Annotated in this window: 17 protein-coding genes and 3 tRNA genes; 17 read left to right on the forward strand and 3 right to left on the reverse strand. The window is 43.4% G+C overall.

Going from position 1 to position 16,881, the window contains the following annotated elements; translation table 11 throughout:
• Nucleotides 1-66 precede the first annotated feature (66 nt).
• The 3 genes from AC0KUT_RS10370 to AC0KUT_RS10380 form a co-directional block, all read right to left on the reverse strand.
• Nucleotides 67-142 (reverse strand) — tRNA-His (locus AC0KUT_RS10370).
• 82 nt (nt 143-224) lie between these two features.
• Nucleotides 225-301: transfer RNA gene (locus tag AC0KUT_RS10375), tRNA-Arg, on the reverse strand.
• A gap of 34 nt (nt 302-335) precedes the next feature.
• A tRNA-Pro gene (locus AC0KUT_RS10380) sits at nt 336-412 on the reverse strand.
• Nucleotides 413-658: 246 nt separating this feature from the next.
• On the opposite strand from AC0KUT_RS10380, the gene AC0KUT_RS10385 reads away from it, so the two are divergent.
• The 17 genes from AC0KUT_RS10385 (at nt 659) to AC0KUT_RS10465 (ending at nt 16,781) form a co-directional block, all read left to right on the forward strand.
• The gene (locus tag AC0KUT_RS10385) at nt 659-1,129 is read left to right on the forward strand and encodes a flavin reductase family protein (protein ID WP_488829817.1); all 471 of its coding nucleotides are present in this window, start codon (nt 659-661) and stop codon (nt 1,127-1,129) included.
• Nucleotides 1,130-1,617: 488 nt separating this feature from the next.
• Nucleotides 1,618-2,637 carry an NAD(P)H-dependent glycerol-3-phosphate dehydrogenase gene (locus AC0KUT_RS10390; RefSeq protein WP_488829818.1) on the forward strand — a complete coding sequence of 340 codons (1,020 nt, stop codon included), beginning with the start codon at nt 1,618-1,620 and terminating at the stop codon, nt 2,635-2,637.
• Nucleotides 2,637-2,969: a DUF4389 domain-containing protein gene (locus AC0KUT_RS10395; protein WP_488829819.1), complete on the forward strand. Its 333-nt coding sequence runs from the start codon at nt 2,637-2,639 to the stop codon at nt 2,967-2,969. The genes AC0KUT_RS10390 and AC0KUT_RS10395 overlap by 1 nt, the downstream gene beginning before the upstream one ends.
• A 34-nt stretch (nt 2,970-3,003) precedes the next feature.
• Nucleotides 3,004-3,474, forward strand: a complete 471-nt coding sequence (gene sixA, locus AC0KUT_RS10400) for a phosphohistidine phosphatase SixA (RefSeq protein WP_488829820.1) — start codon at nt 3,004-3,006, stop codon at nt 3,472-3,474.
• A 6-nt stretch (nt 3,475-3,480) separates the two neighbouring features.
• On the forward strand, nt 3,481-4,416 hold the full coding sequence (locus tag AC0KUT_RS10405; RefSeq protein WP_488829821.1) for an alpha/beta fold hydrolase: 936 nt from the start codon (nt 3,481-3,483) through the stop codon (nt 4,414-4,416).
• A 31-nt stretch (nt 4,417-4,447) separates the two neighbouring features.
• Nucleotides 4,448-5,356: a DUF4892 domain-containing protein gene (locus AC0KUT_RS10410; RefSeq protein ID WP_488829822.1), complete on the forward strand. Its 909-nt coding sequence runs from the start codon at nt 4,448-4,450 to the stop codon at nt 5,354-5,356.
• A gap of 33 nt (nt 5,357-5,389) precedes the next feature.
• Complete coding sequence (locus AC0KUT_RS10415) at nt 5,390-6,151, forward strand: ribonuclease H1 domain-containing protein (RefSeq protein ID WP_488829823.1); 762 nt, start codon at nt 5,390-5,392, stop codon at nt 6,149-6,151.
• A 78-nt stretch (nt 6,152-6,229) separates the two neighbouring features.
• On the forward strand, nt 6,230-7,132 hold the full coding sequence (locus AC0KUT_RS10420) for a 5'-nucleotidase (RefSeq protein ID WP_488829824.1): 903 nt from the start codon (nt 6,230-6,232) through the stop codon (nt 7,130-7,132).
• A gap of 287 nt (nt 7,133-7,419) precedes the next feature.
• Nucleotides 7,420-8,394 carry an HTH-type transcriptional regulator CysB gene (gene cysB, locus AC0KUT_RS10425; RefSeq protein ID WP_488829825.1) on the forward strand — a complete coding sequence of 325 codons (975 nt, stop codon included), beginning with the start codon at nt 7,420-7,422 and terminating at the stop codon, nt 8,392-8,394.
• A 233-nt stretch (nt 8,395-8,627) separates the two neighbouring features.
• Nucleotides 8,628-9,587 carry a YbgA family protein gene (locus AC0KUT_RS10430; RefSeq protein ID WP_488829826.1) on the forward strand — a complete coding sequence of 320 codons (960 nt, stop codon included), beginning with the start codon at nt 8,628-8,630 and terminating at the stop codon, nt 9,585-9,587.
• A 3-nt stretch (nt 9,588-9,590) separates the two neighbouring features.
• Nucleotides 9,591-10,580, forward strand: a complete 990-nt coding sequence (locus AC0KUT_RS10435; protein WP_488829827.1) for a MerR family transcriptional regulator — start codon at nt 9,591-9,593, stop codon at nt 10,578-10,580.
• Nucleotides 10,558-11,004, forward strand: a complete 447-nt coding sequence (locus AC0KUT_RS10440) for a nuclear transport factor 2 family protein (protein WP_488829828.1) — start codon at nt 10,558-10,560, stop codon at nt 11,002-11,004. The genes AC0KUT_RS10435 and AC0KUT_RS10440 overlap by 23 nt, the downstream gene beginning before the upstream one ends.
• Nucleotides 11,001-12,428 carry a cryptochrome/photolyase family protein gene (locus tag AC0KUT_RS10445; RefSeq protein WP_488829829.1) on the forward strand — a complete coding sequence of 476 codons (1,428 nt, stop codon included), beginning with the start codon at nt 11,001-11,003 and terminating at the stop codon, nt 12,426-12,428. The genes AC0KUT_RS10440 and AC0KUT_RS10445 overlap by 4 nt, the downstream gene beginning before the upstream one ends.
• Nucleotides 12,429-12,511: 83 nt before the next feature.
• The gene (locus AC0KUT_RS10450; protein WP_488829830.1) at nt 12,512-13,288 is read left to right on the forward strand and encodes an SDR family NAD(P)-dependent oxidoreductase; all 777 of its coding nucleotides are present in this window, start codon (nt 12,512-12,514) and stop codon (nt 13,286-13,288) included.
• Nucleotides 13,246-14,682, forward strand: a complete 1,437-nt coding sequence (locus tag AC0KUT_RS10455; RefSeq protein WP_488829831.1) for an NAD(P)/FAD-dependent oxidoreductase — start codon at nt 13,246-13,248, stop codon at nt 14,680-14,682. Before AC0KUT_RS10450 ends, AC0KUT_RS10455 begins: the two co-directional genes overlap by 43 nt.
• Complete coding sequence (locus AC0KUT_RS10460; RefSeq protein ID WP_488829832.1) at nt 14,683-15,513, forward strand: DUF1365 domain-containing protein; 831 nt, start codon at nt 14,683-14,685, stop codon at nt 15,511-15,513.
• Nucleotides 15,510-16,781, forward strand: a complete 1,272-nt coding sequence (locus AC0KUT_RS10465) for a class I SAM-dependent methyltransferase (RefSeq protein ID WP_488829833.1) — start codon at nt 15,510-15,512, stop codon at nt 16,779-16,781. Before AC0KUT_RS10460 ends, AC0KUT_RS10465 begins: the two co-directional genes overlap by 4 nt.
• The last annotated feature ends 100 nt before the right edge of the window (nt 16,782-16,881 follow it).

Raw genomic sequence — 16,881 nt, forward strand, 5'->3', positions numbered from 1 at the left:
AAAAATTCTAGCTATGAGCCGCTATTGTGCTCAGATATAAGGCTTTAGAGGAGTGTGAGAATAAAATGGGGTGACTGATGGGGATCGAACCCACGACCACTGGAATCACAATCCAGGGCTCTACCGACTGAGCTACAGTCACCGTAGCAAAAAAACATCCACTAACGAAGTACGTTAACAAGGACTTTTAACAAAGAAATGTGGGCTTTTAATGTCACCCAAAATGGTGCGCCCGGCTGGACTCGAACCAGCGACCATCCGCTTAGAAGGCGGATGCTCTATCCAGCTGAGCTACGGGCGCATGCTGGAGAAACCTAAACAGGTTGGTGGGAAAATGGTCGGAGTGGAGGGATTCGAACCCCCGACATTCTGCTCCCAAAGCAGACGCGCTACCGGGCTGCGCTACACTCCGAGTTGATTCGCTGTGCGTCTCAAGTGGTGCGCATAATAGCGATGGGATTGGGTGTCGTCAACGAAAAAAATGCAAGAAAATCAAATTAATTCAAGCTTGAGTTAATTAATAGGCATGTTGTCTGCCACTTAATCAGTTCTGAGGTTGGCTCTTGTTTGTGGCGGCAGGTCTGGTCAGAATACGCGCTCAAATGTACGGGGACTTATTATGCAAAACAATGATTTAGCAGTAGTTATGAGACTGGGAATGCGTCGACTTGCTTCGGGTGTGTGTGTTTTATCTACGTGTGTAGGTGAAACAGAGCACTTTGCCATGACGGTATCCTCTGTTACCTCGGTGTCTGATTCTCCTGCATCATTACTTGTGTGCATCAATCAGCTTGTTTCACGCCAAGAGCATCTTTCCACGGTCGGCAGCCATTTTGCCATTAATGTATTAGGGCAGGAGCATCAAGCGATTTCCAACTTGTGCGCAGGCAGGGCACCGGAAAAAAATCGCTTTGAAATAGGTGACTGGGTCGATCATCAAGGTGTTCCAGTATTGGCTGATGCACCAGCTGTATTTATTTGTGAGACGGATAAGGTGACCTCTTATGGTACTCATCACATAATAATCGCTTTAATAAAAGATGTTCTCATAGCGTCTGATCCTAGTGCGGCATTAATCTATGCTGACGGCAGTTATGGGAAGTTTGCCCCCGACGAACTGAGTGAGTAGCTTGCAACGTGAATGGAATTACTCCAATAGTTGATCTTGCTGAATGGGCGAAAAAATATTTCAATTTGATGAAAGCTTTAAGGAAAAGATCGCTTGCAATATGAAGGTTATGTGTCTATCGGTTGTTTCAGGTTAATAGTCACTAACTCTTTATGCACACCGCTTGTGCAATTCATGCTGGGGTGCTTGCCGATTGTGCAGATCTGCGAAAAAACGTACTTTTCGGCTGCTTTAAACCTATAACCATATGATTTATAAAGGAAATATAAATAAGGTTAAAAAGTGATCGATTTGTTATGTCGGTAGAATTGGTGGGGCTTTGAGAGGGTTTCCCAAAAACTATCCACTAAGTTATCCACAGAAAATGTGGACAAAATTTCGATGAATAATTTTGTGCAAAAAAGTTACAAATTGTGTGCTTTGTGTTTTTTTTTCACCATTAATGCCAGTGACTTTGGCTGGGCGTATGCTCTCTACTCGGATAATTTATGACTAAACAATTAAAAGTAGCAGTTTTAGGTGGTGGCAGTTTTGGAACTGCAATTGCGAATATTATTGCGCACAATAACCATCTTACCTATTTGTGGATGCGCTCAGAGGAGCAAGCCTTAGAGTGTAAAGCCAAGCGGGAAAACACACGCTATCTAGCTGGGCATCCCCTTCATGAGCAACTGCTGATTACTGCTGATTTAAAGGCGGCAGTGGCGCAGGCGGATTTAATATTCGTTTCGATTCCAAGTCATTCTTTTAGAGTGGTTGTGCAGCAAATAAAGCCATTTTTGGCGCCTGCTGCTATGGTTGTCAGTACGGCTAAAGGTTTGGAGCCACAGGGCTTTACTCTAATGAGTCAGATATTAGAGCAAGAGCTGCCAGAGCATAAAATAGGCGTCCTTAGCGGTCCTAATTTTGCGAAAGAAATTGTTCAATTACAACAAACCGGCTCGGTGATTGCGAGTGAGAATTCAGCGCTTATCGCATGTGTACAAGAAACACTTAGTTCTGCAACTTTTAGGGTCTACTCCAATGGAGACCGCTACGGCGTTGAGTTGGGAGGGGCTTTAAAAAACATATACGCCATAATTTGCGGCATGGCTGCTGCCTTAGGGGCGGGTAGTAATACCCAAGCCATGCTATTAACGCGTAGCTTGGCAGAGATGGGGCGTTTTGCTCAAGTAATGGGCGCAGACCCTATGACCTTTCTGGGCTTGGCTGGTGTTGGCGATTTGATTTTAACTTGCACGTCTAATTTAAGTCGGAATTACCGAGTTGGTTATGCATTAGGGCAGGGCAAAAAGTTAGAGGAGATTGTTGCAAATTTAGGTCAAGTGGCGGAGGGTGTGAATACGCTGCGTCAGGTGAAGCAAAAAGCAGATGAACTTGGTGTTTATATGCCGCTTGTTGCAGGTCTCTATGCTGTTCTGTATGAGCAGCGTGCGATAGCGGATGTGGCGCGCGGTTTGATGCTGGGTGAACAAAATTATGATGTTGAATTCTTGGGGAAAAAATAATGGATAATGAACAATTAAAATCAAATCTTTTATCAAGTAAGCATTGGCTCAGATTGATTTTTATGCTGTTTTTTGCTGCGGTTTTACAGTTGGCAAGTCTAGTTATGTGGGGTTTGGTTGCGGTTCAATTTTTGTTTTCATTGATTACCGGTGAAGATAATTTGCACTTGCGTAAATTTGGCGATTCGCTTTCTTGTTATATTTTTTCGGTTTTAAAGTTTCTTTGTTATAGCAGTGAAGAAAAGCCTTTTCCCTTTGCCGATTGGCCGGTAACAAATATAAGTGTTGCAACTGATGTAGTAGATAAATCGGAAGCCGGTTCCAATAAGTAATTTCTGTAATTTGAGTTTTGCTAAGTGAGAGATTATGAATATCTATATTCTGCGTCACGGTCAGGCAGAGATGCAGCAAACGACTGATGCGGCACGTCGGTTAACGGAAAAAGGACGTGCTGATACGCACAGCGTTTTACAGAAGACAATTGCGCGTGTCGCAAACCTCAAGCAATTGTGGGCGAGCCCTTTGGTGAGGGCGCAACAAACAGCCCTTATAGCGCAGGAATACTTTCCTTCGCTAGTCGTTAAAACAACTGAGCTGCTTATTCCGGAAGCAAGCTCCCTTGCTCTCTACGGCTGGCTCAATCAGCTGCAGGAAGATGAAAGCAGCGAAGCCTCAGTATTGTTGGTTAGTCATCAGCCTTTGGTTGGACGCGTTATTAATCAGCTCTGTGGTGTGGCGTCAGATTACTATCCTATGAGCACTAGCTCATTAGCAGCACTTAAGGTTGAAATCATAAGCCCAGAGTTGGCGGAATTTCTTTGGCTACAACACGCCTGAGTGCTTTTGAATTCACTTGTTAAGTACTTTTTATGGGGGGCTAGGTTGGTGCCGCGCGACCTGCATTTCAATGTAAATGGAATCACTCTGGCGGCCCAAGCATGGGGGCATGAGGGTGGGTTACCTATATTGGCCTTACATGGCTGGTTAGACAATTCTGCGAGTTTTAACAGATTAATCCCACTGCTGCAGATGGATGTAAGCCAGCAAGGGCACTATAGTGATTTTTATATAGTGGCATTGGATCTGGCTGGGCACGGTCAAAGTGGTCATAGACTCGGCCAATCTTCCTATACACTTTGGGACGATATCAATGATGTATTTACGGTTGCAGATCAGCTGGGTTGGCATCAGTTTTCGCTTTTAGGTCATTCACGTGGCGGCATTGTAGGTACGCTTGCAGCAGGTACATTTCCGCAGCGTATAAATGCTTTAGCATTAATTGAGGGGTTTATTCCAGATGCTGCGGCTGCAGAGGATGCACCTCAGCAGCTTGCCAATGCACTTCAAGGGCTGCAAACCTACAAGCAAAAACCGCGCTCTATTTATCCTACGATTGAATTAGCCATTAAAGCGCGGGCACGCGGTATGTTTCCGCTTAGTATGGCAGCGGCTAAGGCTTTAACTGAGCGCGGTATTAAAATGGTGCCTGAAGGCGTTTATTGGAGCACCGACCCGCTCTTGCTCGCACCCTCCGTTATAAAATTGACGCAAGCCCAAATACATGCATTTGTAAATAGAATTACTGCACCGATAAATTTATTGTTGGGTGATGGGGGGCTGCCGAAAATTTATCCTAACTATTTGGCTGAAGTGGCGCTGTTTGGTCAAGTAAATACAAAGTTATTGAGTGGTGGGCATCACTTGCACATGGAATCACAGGTGCAAGAAGTTGCGCTCCATTTGAATTATTTTTTCAGTAAATTATCGCTTCATTGTTAGTGTTTTTAGCAATCACACCTTGAGAGTTATTATGTATTTATTGCGCATGTATGGTTTTTTACTGATATTGCTTAGCTCATCAGCATTTGCTGATTTGAATTTACAGCCATACCAAAATGCACGCATCATGTATCAAAGCCAAGGTGATGTAGATGAGTACAGTCTGGCACTTGAGAGCTATAAAAAAACACAAGGAGCTTGGGTAGCCGATAGAGAGGAGCGCCTTACTGGTAACTTGACTCGCTATACACTTGAATTGCCGGATAATCACACCGCCGATAATGGTTTTGATTTTTATGTTGATCAACTGAAAAACTTTAACTACCGCGAATTATTTCATTGCCTTGGGCGCGACTGTGGTACGAGTAATAGCTGGGCTAATAATCATTTTAAAATACAACAGCTCTATGGGCTAGATCAGTATCAGCAATATGGTGCTTATGAAGTCACCACTGCAGAAGCAATTCCATTTTATGTTGCAATTTATTCTGTTCAGCGCGGCAATCGTCGTGTTTATATGCAGGTGGATGTTTTACAGACTAAAAAAGTATTGGAGTTGGGTGTAGCATCCAGTCCGGAAACCTTAGTTAAGGCACTGTCGAGTAGTGGATATTATGTTTTCCCGGATGCCGTGAGTGATGATGGTCAAGGAAACACTCTTGTAAAAATCAAAGAGGCACACCTTAATGCGCTGATTGAGGTGATGTTACGACAGGCTTCTTGGAAAGTTGCATTGGTTGGTCATGACTATGCGCCGGTAGGTTTGCTGCAGCAACAGCGCGACTCACAAAGCTACGCAGTACAACTTAAAAAGGCACTTGTTGCCAAAGGTGTGGCACAACAGCGTATAAGCACTTACGGGGTTGGCAGTTTGGCCCCAGCTGGGCGTGGTGATAGAAGCGCGCGTGTCGAAGTCGTGAAATTAGCTGATAGTGAGTAACTTCACTTGTTTAAGATTACTTTTGAGTAAATTATGGTTTCAAAATTTTATGTTGTTTGGCAAGGGCGTGAGTCTGGCATTTATACTGACTGGAATAGCTGCAAAAAGCAGGTAGATGGCTACCCAGGCGCACGTTATAAGTCTTTTCCAAGTCGCGCAGAGGCGGACGCCGCTTTTGCGGGAACAACTGTTAAGGCTGCGACCAAATTAAGTGCGACAAAAACGAGTACCGCTTTAAAAATAAAAACTTACAGTGCGGCAGAGGTTGATGCCTTAGTGGTCGATGTCAAAATATTTACCGATGGTGGCTGCGAGCCAAATCCAGGTAAGGCTGGTAGTGGTTTGGCTGTATATCGTGCTGGGCAGTTATGCGAGCTGTGGTATGGGTTGTACAACCCAATGGGCACGAATAATACAGCAGAGCTAAATGCGCTTCATCAAGCGTTAATAATGGCGCAAGCAGAAATCGCTGCGAATCGTTCAGTTGTAATTTTATGTGATTCGCAATATTCAATTCAGTGTATAAGCCAATGGGCGGTAGGTTGGGAGAGGAGCGGCTGGACTAAAAAAGGCGGTGAAATAAAAAATCTCGATTTAATTAAGTCTATGTACGCAATTTATCTTTCACTTAAAGATGACGTTGAATTACTGCATGTCAATGGCCATGTTGGCGTGGAAGGTAATGAGTTGGCTGATCGCATGTCAATTTTAGCAATTGAAGCTGCTGAAACGAATTTACTTCGCTATTCAAAGCCTTTAGATATGTCTGCAATTTTAGCAACTCGGGCTGGTTAATCTGTAGTACCCGTAAAAGCGCAGATTTCTAGCTGAATTTGTTCTCTGTGGAATATGAATCGAAAGGAGTAGGGGGCTATGCCAAAAGGTTTCGGAGATAAGTTAGTTATCGCCATATCGTCGCGCGCGTTGTTTAATTTAGATGAGAGCCATCAGGTTTATATAAATAAAGGATTAGAAGCTTATGCTCGCTACCAGATTGAGCATGAAGATGAAATTCTCATGCCCGGCGATGCCTTTCATATTGTGCAAAAACTCTTGCGCTTGAATGAGCGCTTAGAGGGAGAGCCGCGCGTCGAAGTGATTTTGTTGTCACGTAACAGCGCTGATACGGGTTTGCGTGTATTTAATTCCATTGAGCACTATGGCTTGAATATAAGTCGTGCCGCTTTTTGTAGTGGTACTTCTCCTTATCGGTATGCCACAGCCTTCGGCTGTCATTTGTTTCTTTCAACTGAGGCGGAAGATGTACGTCATGCGTTGGATCACGGTATAGCCGCTGCCACCTTAATTGCCTCTAAAAGTAAAAGTGAAAATGAAAATGAGTTGCGCTTCGCTTTTGATGGCGATGCCGTTATTTTTTCTGATGAAGCCGAGCAGGTATTCAAAGCGCAGGGTTTAAGTGCCTTTGCTGCCAGTGAAAAAGCTTCTGCAAAAATGCCGTTGAGTGGTGGTCCGTTTAAGCAGTTTTTAGCGGCTCTACAAGGATTGCAGGCAGAGTTTGGTACTGCATGCCCAATTCGAACCGCGCTGGTAACTGCACGCTCAGCACCAGCTCATGAACGAGTAATTCGTACATTACGGGCGTGGAATATTCGAATCGATGAATCGCTTTTCTTGGGTGGGCTATCTAAGGGTACTTTTTTGAAGGCCTATGGTGCAGATGTGTTTTTTGATGATCAACAAATGCATTGTGATTCGGCCAGTGAGCATGTGGCGACAGGTCATGTTCCTCACGGTATTGCAAATAAATCGCAATAGATCGGGTTTCCTATTGATTCATATAGCTTTCTGGACTCTTTGGCAGGACTTTTTCCTTTGAATTGTAATAATCGCTCTGCAAAAACTTTGAATTCTCTGGATATAGTCTAAAGTTGTAACAGGTTTGATTTAATACGAATAATCATGCATAACGATAGGTTGAAGCTGGGCTTATATTTAATGCCTATAATCTATCTTGAATTTATAACTCTTGGCATGGGCCAAGAGCAATAATACTGACGGCTCCTTACGCGGGAGCACGAGTGAATGAGCCATTTGGAGGGCTTATGAAACTACAGCAACTACGTTATATCTGGGAAGTGGCGCACCATGACTTAAATGTGTCTGCGACGGCGCAAAGTTTATACACGTCTCAGCCTGGTATAAGTAAACAAATTCGCCTGTTAGAAGATGAGCTGGGGGTAGAGATTTTCTCCCGTAGTGGCAAGCATTTGACTCGTATAACACCCGCAGGCGAAGCAATTTTAAAAACCGCAGGCGAGATTCTGCGTAAAGTAGAAAGTATTAAACAGGTAGCTCAAGAGTTTAGTAATGAGCGCAAAGGCACGCTTACATTAGCCACTACTCATACACAGGCACGTTATGCCTTGCCTCCGGTTATAGGGTCTTTTATCAAGCAGTACCCAGAGGTGGCGTTGCATATGCATCAGGGCACACCTATGCAAATTTCTGAGATGGCCGCCGATGGAACAGTCGATTTTGCAATTGCGACTGAGGCTATGGAGCTTTTTAGTGACTTGATCATGATGCCTTGCTATCGCTGGAATCGTTGCATTGTCGTGCCTAAGAACCATCCTTTGGCGCAAGTATCCAATCTGACGTTAGAAGAAGTAGCAAAGTATCCAATCGTGACCTACGTCTTTGGTTTTACCGGCCGCTCTAAGTTGGATGAAGCGTTCATTAATCGCGGCTTGGCGCCTAAAGTGGTCTTTACGGCTGCTGATGCCGATGTCATTAAAACCTATGTTCGTCTTGGGTTAGGTGTGGGCATTATTGCTAAGATGGCTCATGACGAAGTGTTAGATAATGATTTAGTGGCGCTCGATGCAAGTCACTTGTTTGAATCTAGCGTAACTAAAATCGGCTTCCGTCGCGGCACCTTTTTGCGTGGCTTTATGTATGATTTTATTGAGAAGTTTGCACCTCACCTTACGAAAGACATTATTAATGAAGCATTCAATCGCCATTCTCGTGCCGAATTGGATGAATTGTTTGAAAATGTGCAGCTGCCTACTCATTAAGGTGATTTAACGTTTAATTCTTCCAGAATGCCGAACCTATGTTCGGCTTTTTTTATGTATATCAATAGCTTAACTTCTGCTATTGATTCTTTGCTTCCCCCTCCTCATAAAATATCTATAGTTCACGATTATTGATAATTCCCCTTTTTGAAAATTAGTTATACGGAAAATTTGCTTTGTATAGCTTTATGTTGTAAACCTATACATAGAGAATTAACTGTATAGGTATTAGCATGAGTAAGATCCCCGTTGGTGTTAGTCAGTGCCTCTTAGGTGAGCAAGTTCGTTTTGATGGTGGGCACAAGCGCAATCGCTACGTTACGGATGTGCTTGGTGAGCATATGGAGTTTCGAGGCGTGTGCCCAGAGGTCGCCATAGGCTTGGGAGTTCCACGTAAGCCTATTCGTTTAATTGTAAGTGATGGCCAAACCCGAGTTCGAGGGGTAGCCAACCCTGACATGGATGTAACGGATCAGCTGGCTGAGCAGGCTGACTTTGCTGCAGCTGCTATGCCTGATATTTGTGGCTATATATTTATGCAAAATTCTCCCAGCTGCGGTGTATTTGGCATGAAGCGTTATCTTGAAAATGGCCATTCAATAGACAGTAAGGGGCGTGGCGCCTATGCGCAAAGACTACTTGAACTGATGCCTTTACTTCCTGTAGAGGAGGCTGGACGGCTAAATGATGCGGGTCTGCGCGATAACTTTATTGCACGAGTTTTCGCATTACACGATTGGCGCCAATCCGTTGCCGTTGCACCTACAGCGAAAAAACTTATAGAGTTTTACTCGCGTTATAAATACCAAGTGATGGCACACCATGTTCCCAGCTATTTTGCTATAGGTAAATTTTTAGCTAATTTAGCCGCACGTGATATTAACGATTCTTGCGCTGAATTTTTAAAAATGTTTATGACTGCTTTATCTCATCATGCGGGTCGTAAGGGTAATACTAATGCCATGATGCACTTACGAGGTTATTTGAAGTTAAGTATTAGTGCTCAAGAAAAGCAGGAAATTTCGCAACTCATCACATCTTATAAAACCGGCATGGTGCCTCTTGTCGTACCATTGACGTTGTTAAAGCATCATTTACTAAAGCTCGATAATCCATATTTGAAATCTCAAACTTTTTGGTCACCTCACCCAGAGAATTTAGGGCTGCGGAATCACATTACTGAGCAGGTGTGATTTATGACTGGCCACACACAATCCATCGTTGACTCTGAATCCCTTGTTCCTATTCGCGAAATATCACGCCTAACGGGCATTAATACAGTTACCTTACGTGCGTGGGAACGCCGTTATGGCCTGCTTCGGCCGCAACGAACCCACAAGGGGCATAGGCTTTATTCTGCAGAAGATATTGCAAAAGTAAAGGAGATACAAGCTTGGCTTGGTCGAGGTTTAGCTATTAGTAAGGTGCTTGCACTACTTAATAACCAAGATCGTAACAATGTAGATGATTCTGAAGTTGAAATAGACTCAATTTGGGCTGAAATAAAGGAAGCACTCTTGGCTGCTGTAGCTGACTTTAATCGACATAAAATAGAAAAAATATTTGATGAGATTTTGGCCGTTTATCCTGCAGAGTTGGTGGGTGATAGTCTTTTAGCCCCCGTTCTTAAGCAGCTTTCCTTAAGTGAAGAGGGGGCGGCACAATGTGCATTTTTTTCAAGCGTTTTGATGGAGCAGCTTTTTAGGATGCAATATCGTCAGCGTCAAACTGCGAAGGGGGAGTCTATTTTGGTGGTTTCGTGGTCCCCGGATGATAATCCGATACTGCCACTTAATTTTAATTACAGTCTTTTGGTAAATCACTATCAAGCAGATTTTTTAGCAGGTTTAAATTTAGCTGGGATACGCAATAGTTGCGCATCACTCAATACTAAATTGGTCGTATTGGTGGGCCCAGAGGGGCAGAGTTTAGCTTCGCTTAGGCTATATTTGAGCCAATGGCATGCGCTGGAATGTTGCCCTCTCCTAATTCTTGGCCCTTTGGCCGGCCTGTATGCGTCGAGTTTAACATCAGACGAATTAGCCATAGCAAGCCATGTAATACCTACAGCTAATACAAGGGTAGAACATGGTGTTTACGCTTGCGAGACGCAACAGCAAGCTCTGCATCTGATTCATCAATTATTTAATTATACATTTTTGCATGGCGAGTCTAAAAATGCTTAGCATTCCTCAAAAGTTTCGTAGTTTATATTTTCACTTTGACAAAAATTTACTTCAATCTTTAGCTGATATCTATAGCCATGACATTCAATTTAAAGATCCTTTGCATGCTATTAATGGGCTGCCTGCGTTAAATAGCTATTTTGATAGCATGATGGAGAATCTCATTGAGTGTCGCTTTGAGTTTCATCACTCAATGGAGGACCTGGTTCGCGGTGAAGCAGTATTGTTCTGGACTATGCACTATAAACACAAAAAAATTAACTCTGGAAAACTCTTGCAGCTAACAGGCAACTCTCACATTCTCTTTAGAGATAAAGTTTATTACCACCGCGACTACTTTGATGTGGGTGCCATGCTCTACGAGCATGTGCCTATACTGGGAAGTGCGATAAGTTTTCTGAAAAAAAAGGTGGCAAATAAATGACGGCATTAGTGTGGTTTCGCCATGATCTTCGTCTTTATGATAATCCTGCTCTGTGTAAGGCAGCAGAGCTGCAGGAGGGGGTGGTTGCCGTATATGTGCACTGCGCTGCACAGGTAAAGGCTCATAATACTGCACCTGCGCAACTTGATTTTATTCGCCGTCATTTGATTGTTTTACAGCGAGATTTGTTGAAACTTAATATTCCTCTCATTGTAATTAAAGTGGCTGAGCCAGAAAATATTGCACCGGCATTATTAATCGTCGCTCAGTCATATGAAGTCAGTTATTGTTTTTTTAATGCTGAATATCCTCTTGATGAGTTGACGCGTGATCAGCAAGTCAATCAGACGCTAAAAGATGTAGGTATAGTTGTAAAGCGCTGTCATGATCGCGTCATAGTGCCGCCAGGCATAATTCGCAATGGTCAAGGTGAGCCTTACAGGGTTTTTACTGCCTATAAGAAAAAATGGTTGCAGACGGCGTCCTCTATGAGTATGCGGCCGCATGGTGTACCCGACAAGCAAGTGGCTCTCTCTGTTGTAGATACAGTGGTGTTCCCAGAGCGTATAGAAACACTCTTTATGGGTGAGAAATTACGAGACCTCAGTCAGCTATGGCCGGCGGGTGAGGACGAAGCGCAGACGCGCTTGCAATATTTTATTGAACACTCCTTACGTCACTATAAAGAGCAACGCGATATTCCCTCTGTGGCTGGTACCTCCACCTTATCCCCTTATTTGGCTGTGGGAGCTATTTCACCGCGCCAATGTGTGTCTGAGGTTTTAAATTTTACGCATGGTGAGTGGGCAGGGCAAAATGAGGGAGCAAGTTGCTGGATAAGTGAAATTATTTGGCGCGAATTTTATCAGCATTTAATGGTTGATTTTCCACGCTTGTCTATGAGTCGCGCAATGCAGGCGCACACAGAGCTATTTCCTTGGCGAAAAGATACAAATGACTTTAACGCTTGGTGCGAAGGTCGTACAGGTATTCCTATTGTTGATGCCGCTATGCGTCAATTGAATGCGACAGGCTGGATGCATAACCGCTTGCGCATGGTAGTCGCTATGTTTTTAACCAAAAATTTGCAAATAGATTGGCGCTGGGGTGAGGCCTATTTCATGTCTCAGCTTATTGATGGGGATTTTGCAGCTAACAATGGCGGCTGGCAGTGGAGTGCCTCAACCGGCACTGATGCAGCGCCTTATTTTAGAATTTTTAACCCTATAAGTCAGTCTGAGCGTTTTGATCCAGAAGGAATATTCTTACGTAAATGGATACCAGAGCTCTCTCATTTATCGAATAAGAAAATTCATAATCCGCCCTTGGTCGAAGGCTATCCAAGCGCAATAGTGGATTTGAGTAAAAGTCGCAAAGATACAATCGCACTGTTTAAAGGCCTGCAGCCAGCAAAAAATAGTTAAGATTATTATTTTGTGGCTTAAGGCTTTTTAATTTCCCCCATTTAGTTCGCGTCGTTTAACGATATTGATATTGTAGGTACCGAATGCAACAGACTGCGAGTGAGAAAACCATTTTGATTACCGGTGCTTCAAGCGGTATTGGCTACGCATTGGCGCTTGGATATTTAGAAAAGGGGAATCGTGTCGTAGTTATGGCGCGCAGCAAAGAAAACTTAACATCTTTGGTTAATATTTATCCTAATACCTTGAGCGTTATCTGTGTTGACTTGAGTGATGCTCAAGACGCTCAAATCGCTGGACGTAAACTGGAGTCTCTCTGTTCTCATTTAAACCTCGTGATTTTAAATGCAGGTACCTGTGAATATATTGATTTAGAGAATTTTTCGCTGGAACCCTTTTTAAAAGTAATGGCAATAAATTGGCAGGGTGTGCTGCACACTTTAGCGTTTGCTTTACCGCTATTAGTTAAAGCTGCGCACGCAAAGGTGCCTGCCCAGTTGGTCGGCATGTCAAGTCTAGCTAGTTGTTTGCCTATGCCACGCGCTGAAGCCTATGGGGCATCAAAAGTAGCATTAGAATACTTGCTCAATTCTTTACGAGTAGATTTATGGGATAAGGGTATTGACGTTGTATGTGTTCGGCCTGGCTTCGTAAAAACGCCATTAACTGATCGCAATGATTTTACTATGCCATTCATGGTTTCGCCAGAAAGGGCAGCGGATATTATTATGCGCGGTATTTCTCGACGAAAACTGACAATTAATTTCCCTTTTCCACTGGTGGCGATAATTCGTTTTGTCGCGCTGCTGCCATTGAGGTGGCAGAGCTATGTCTTACAGAAAATAAGACCTCAGCCTTAGATTTTATACTAATCATTAATATTAAATTAACTACGTTCAGAGCGCCTAAGAGATTGTTTATGCCCCTTAATACGCCGAAAAAAATTGCCATTATTGGTTCAGGGATAAGTGGACTGATGTCAGCGTACCTGCTGAATCAAGATAATGAGATAAAACTGTTTGAGGCTGATAATTATATCGGTGGGCATACCGCCACGAAATCTATTGAGGTAGATGGGAAAACATTTGCGATAGATACTGGGTTTATTGTGTTTAATGATAGAACCTATCCAAACTTCATCAAGCTCTTAGAGGGTTTAGAGGTTAGCTATCAGCCCGCAGAGATGAGCTTTTCGGTATCTTGCCAGGTTGCAAACTATGAATATAGCGGCAGTTCTATCAAAGGATTGTTTGCTCAGGTTGAAAATATTTTAAATTATAAGCATTGGCGCATGCTTAGAGAAATATTGCGCTTTAATCGTGAGTGTACCGCGCTTCATGAGTGTGGCGCTATAGATAAGGATGAGACCCTAGATGCTTACCTTTGTGCCCATGGTTATAGTGAACACTTTAGGCATTACTATATTTTTCCAATGGTATCCGCTATCTGGTCATCGGGTATCTCTATTGCTGCATCTATGCCACTCAATTTTTTTATTCGTTTTTTTTACAATCATGGATTGCTCAGCGTACTTAATCAGCCGCAGTGGTTTAGTTTGATTGGTGGCTCCAGCAGCTATATAACGCCATTGACCCAGAGCTTTGCTGAAAAAATTCACACCAGTTGTCCCGTGACCTCTGTTCGTCGCCGAAATGGCTTAGTCGAAGTGACTAGCAGTGAGTTTGGAGTAGAGATGTTTGATGATGTGATTTTTGCTTGCCATAGTGATCAGGCCCTTAAAATACTGGTCTATCCCAGTGAGGCTGAAGTGGAAATACTCAGTGCCTTACCTTACAAGAAGAATGACGTTATCTTGCACAGTGACATTAACTTTTTACCCCAAAAAAGAAGCGCTTGGGCGAGCTGGAACTATTTATATTTAGATGAGGGCGAGAGTGAGTCAGCCATACTTACCTACAATATGAACCTTCTCCAAAACTTAGATGCCCCAACAACATTCTGTGTAAGCCTAAATAATGGGCTCCATGTATCCCCCGATAAAGTATATGGGCGCTATAGCTACTCACATCCACAATTCACAAAAACAACAATAGCTGCTCAGGAACGCTGGGGAGAGATTAATGGTCAAAATAACACCTATTATTGTGGCGCTTATTGGCGCAACGGGTTTCATGAGGATGGCGTAGTTTCTGCACTTAAAGTGGCCGCATCTCTGGGTGTGAAGGGCATAACGAATAATCAGTATGATGTTTTATGGAAGCCGGCGCATGACGTAACGAGTGAGCAGGTTTAAATGGAGAGCGCTATCTACAAAGGTGTGGTTCGTCACCGGCGTTTTTTCCCTTTCCGGCATGAGTTTTCTTACTCATCTCGTCTTTTCTATTTAGATCTAGACGAGCTTCCTGATTTATTTAGAAATGAAAAGTTTTGGTCGTTGAATAGTATTAATTTAGGTATGTTCCTACGTAAAGATTATTTAGGTGATCCACGGAAAAACTTGCGCGATGCGGTTTGTGCTGAGGCGCTACGCTTAACTGGCAGCTGTCCTACAGGCCCGATTCGAGTGCTTACAGGTCTACGTATTTTTGGGTTTTGTTTTAATCCTGTGAGCTTTTATTATTTGTTTGACGGCAATAATTCTAACCCTAGTTTGATATTGGCCCAGGTAAACAATACCCCTTGGAATGAGCGGCATGTTTATGCGGTCAGCTGCAATTCCCTCTCCACTAAGGTTGCTCATACCTTTGCCAAGGATTTTCACGTATCACCATTTAATCCTCTCGCCATGACTTATAAATGGAATAGTACTTCGCCCGCGGCGCAGTTGGTCGTGCACATGGAAAATTATCCGCAAGGTAATACTGAACATAAAAATCTATGTCATATGGATGCAACGCTTAGCTTAGATCGAATCGCCTGGAGCAGTCGTGAACTCAATAAGATTTTATGGCGCGAGCCATGGCTATCACTAAAGGTTCCTATTTTTATCTATTGGCAAGCGCTCAAATTGTGGTTGAAGCGCGCACCTATTTATGATCATAAACAAAATCTGCCTCCAGTTTCCTCGCTCGTCGCTGATGAGCGTTTGGCTTCTCAACACAAAAAAACGGAGAAAAAACCGTGAAAATATCCCAAGAAGATTTTTTGTCGCCGACATCCGTTTGGGCGGCTATCAAACCTTCGAATAGCTTTGCCCGTGGATTGGCTTATAGTCGCCTCAAAAAAATCACCCAAGGGTGCATAAGGATACACGAGCAAGAGCAGACCTACTGTTTTGGTGAGCCGATTGAGCAGGCTGACTTGGTTGTTGATGTTCATATTCATCATGCTGACTTTTTTACTGAGCTCGTTTTTGGCGGGTCAATCGGTGCAGGTGAGGCATATATGAACGGATACTGGTCAACTCCTAACTTGACTGGCGTAATGCAAGTGTTAGCGCGCAATCTATCAGTTTTAAATAGCTTAGACAGTAAGCAGTCGCTGTTGGCGCGTTTTGCGTTAAAAGCTTTCCATTGGGCCAATACTAATAATCGTAAAGGCTCACGTAAAAATATAGCTGCACACTATGATCTAGGAAATGATTTCTTTCGGCTTTTTTTGGATAAAACCATGATGTACTCTGCTGCGATTTATCCGCAGCCCTCTGCCGATTTGGCTGAAGCCGCTGAATATAAACTACGCTGCGTCTGTGAAAAATTGCAGCTTAAGCCTGAAGATCATTTGTTGGAAATAGGCGCTGGTTGGGGTGGCATGGCAATTTATGCGGCGCAACATTACGGATGCAAGGTTACTACGACGACTATTTCTAAAGAGCAGTTTGAGATGGCGCAGGCGCGCGTTGCAGCAGCAGGTTTGAGCGATAAAGTAAGCGTGTTATTTGAGGATTATCGTGATCTGAAGGGGAGGTTTTCAAAGTTAGTTTCTATTGAAATGATAGAGGCCGTGGGGCACGAAAATTATGGGCAATATTTTGAATGTTGTGCTGAACTCTTGGCGCCGAATGGTCTGATGTTGCTGCAGGCCATCACTATTAATGATCAGCGCTATGATCAAGCTAAACAGAGCGTTGATTTTATTCAGCGTTATATTTTCCCTGGTGGTTCTTTACCCAGTGTTACTGTAATGAGTGAATGGGTGAAGCGCAAAACAGATATGAACATTATTCACCTAGAAGATATTGGTGAGCACTATGCACAAACCTTAAAGCATTGGCGAAATGGGTTTTTGGCGCAAATCGAGCAAGTGCGCGCGCAGGGCTTTGATGAGCGCTTCATTCGTATGTGGGAATTTTATCTGTGCTACTGTGAGGGCGGTTTCAGAGAGCGCAGTATCTCTACTGTTCAACTATTACTGGCCAAGCCATCTTATCGCGCTCATTTTTTTTCTCACTGATGTAGCGATATACTACATGTTAAGCATATTTGTAGATGCGGCCTAGGGGCTTTTATAGTAGCCTTGGCCACTTGAAAAAGCCCTTTTGGTTATTAAAATA

The organism is Cellvibrio sp. 25HG11W-0 (assembly GCF_057815475.1).

Bases quoted from the DNA above. Each gene is read 5' to 3' on its own strand.
- sixA (WP_488829820.1), top strand. From the start codon at position 3,004: ATGAATATCTATATTCTGCGTCACGGTCAGGCAGAGATGCAGCAAACG.
- AC0KUT_RS10415 (WP_488829823.1), top strand. From the start codon at position 5,390: ATGGTTTCAAAATTTTATGTTGTTTGGCAAGGGCGTGAGTCTGGCATT.
- AC0KUT_RS10410 (WP_488829822.1), top strand. From the start codon at position 4,448: ATGTATTTATTGCGCATGTATGGTTTTTTACTGATATTGCTTAGCTCA.
- AC0KUT_RS10460 (WP_488829832.1), top strand. From the start codon at position 14,683: ATGGAGAGCGCTATCTACAAAGGTGTGGTTCGTCACCGGCGTTTTTTC.
- AC0KUT_RS10450 (WP_488829830.1), top strand. From the start codon at position 12,512: ATGCAACAGACTGCGAGTGAGAAAACCATTTTGATTACCGGTGCTTCA.
- AC0KUT_RS10440 (WP_488829828.1), top strand. From the start codon at position 10,558: ATGGCGAGTCTAAAAATGCTTAGCATTCCTCAAAAGTTTCGTAGTTTA.
- AC0KUT_RS10430 (WP_488829826.1), top strand. From the start codon at position 8,628: ATGAGTAAGATCCCCGTTGGTGTTAGTCAGTGCCTCTTAGGTGAGCAA.
- AC0KUT_RS10385 (WP_488829817.1), top strand. From the start codon at position 659: ATGCGTCGACTTGCTTCGGGTGTGTGTGTTTTATCTACGTGTGTAGGT.
- AC0KUT_RS10390 (WP_488829818.1), top strand. From the start codon at position 1,618: ATGACTAAACAATTAAAAGTAGCAGTTTTAGGTGGTGGCAGTTTTGGA.
- AC0KUT_RS10445 (WP_488829829.1), top strand. From the start codon at position 11,001: ATGACGGCATTAGTGTGGTTTCGCCATGATCTTCGTCTTTATGATAAT.
- AC0KUT_RS10420 (WP_488829824.1), top strand. From the start codon at position 6,230: ATGCCAAAAGGTTTCGGAGATAAGTTAGTTATCGCCATATCGTCGCGC.
- cysB (WP_488829825.1), top strand. From the start codon at position 7,420: ATGAAACTACAGCAACTACGTTATATCTGGGAAGTGGCGCACCATGAC.
- AC0KUT_RS10395 (WP_488829819.1), top strand. From the start codon at position 2,637: ATGGATAATGAACAATTAAAATCAAATCTTTTATCAAGTAAGCATTGG.
- AC0KUT_RS10435 (WP_488829827.1), top strand. From the start codon at position 9,591: ATGACTGGCCACACACAATCCATCGTTGACTCTGAATCCCTTGTTCCT.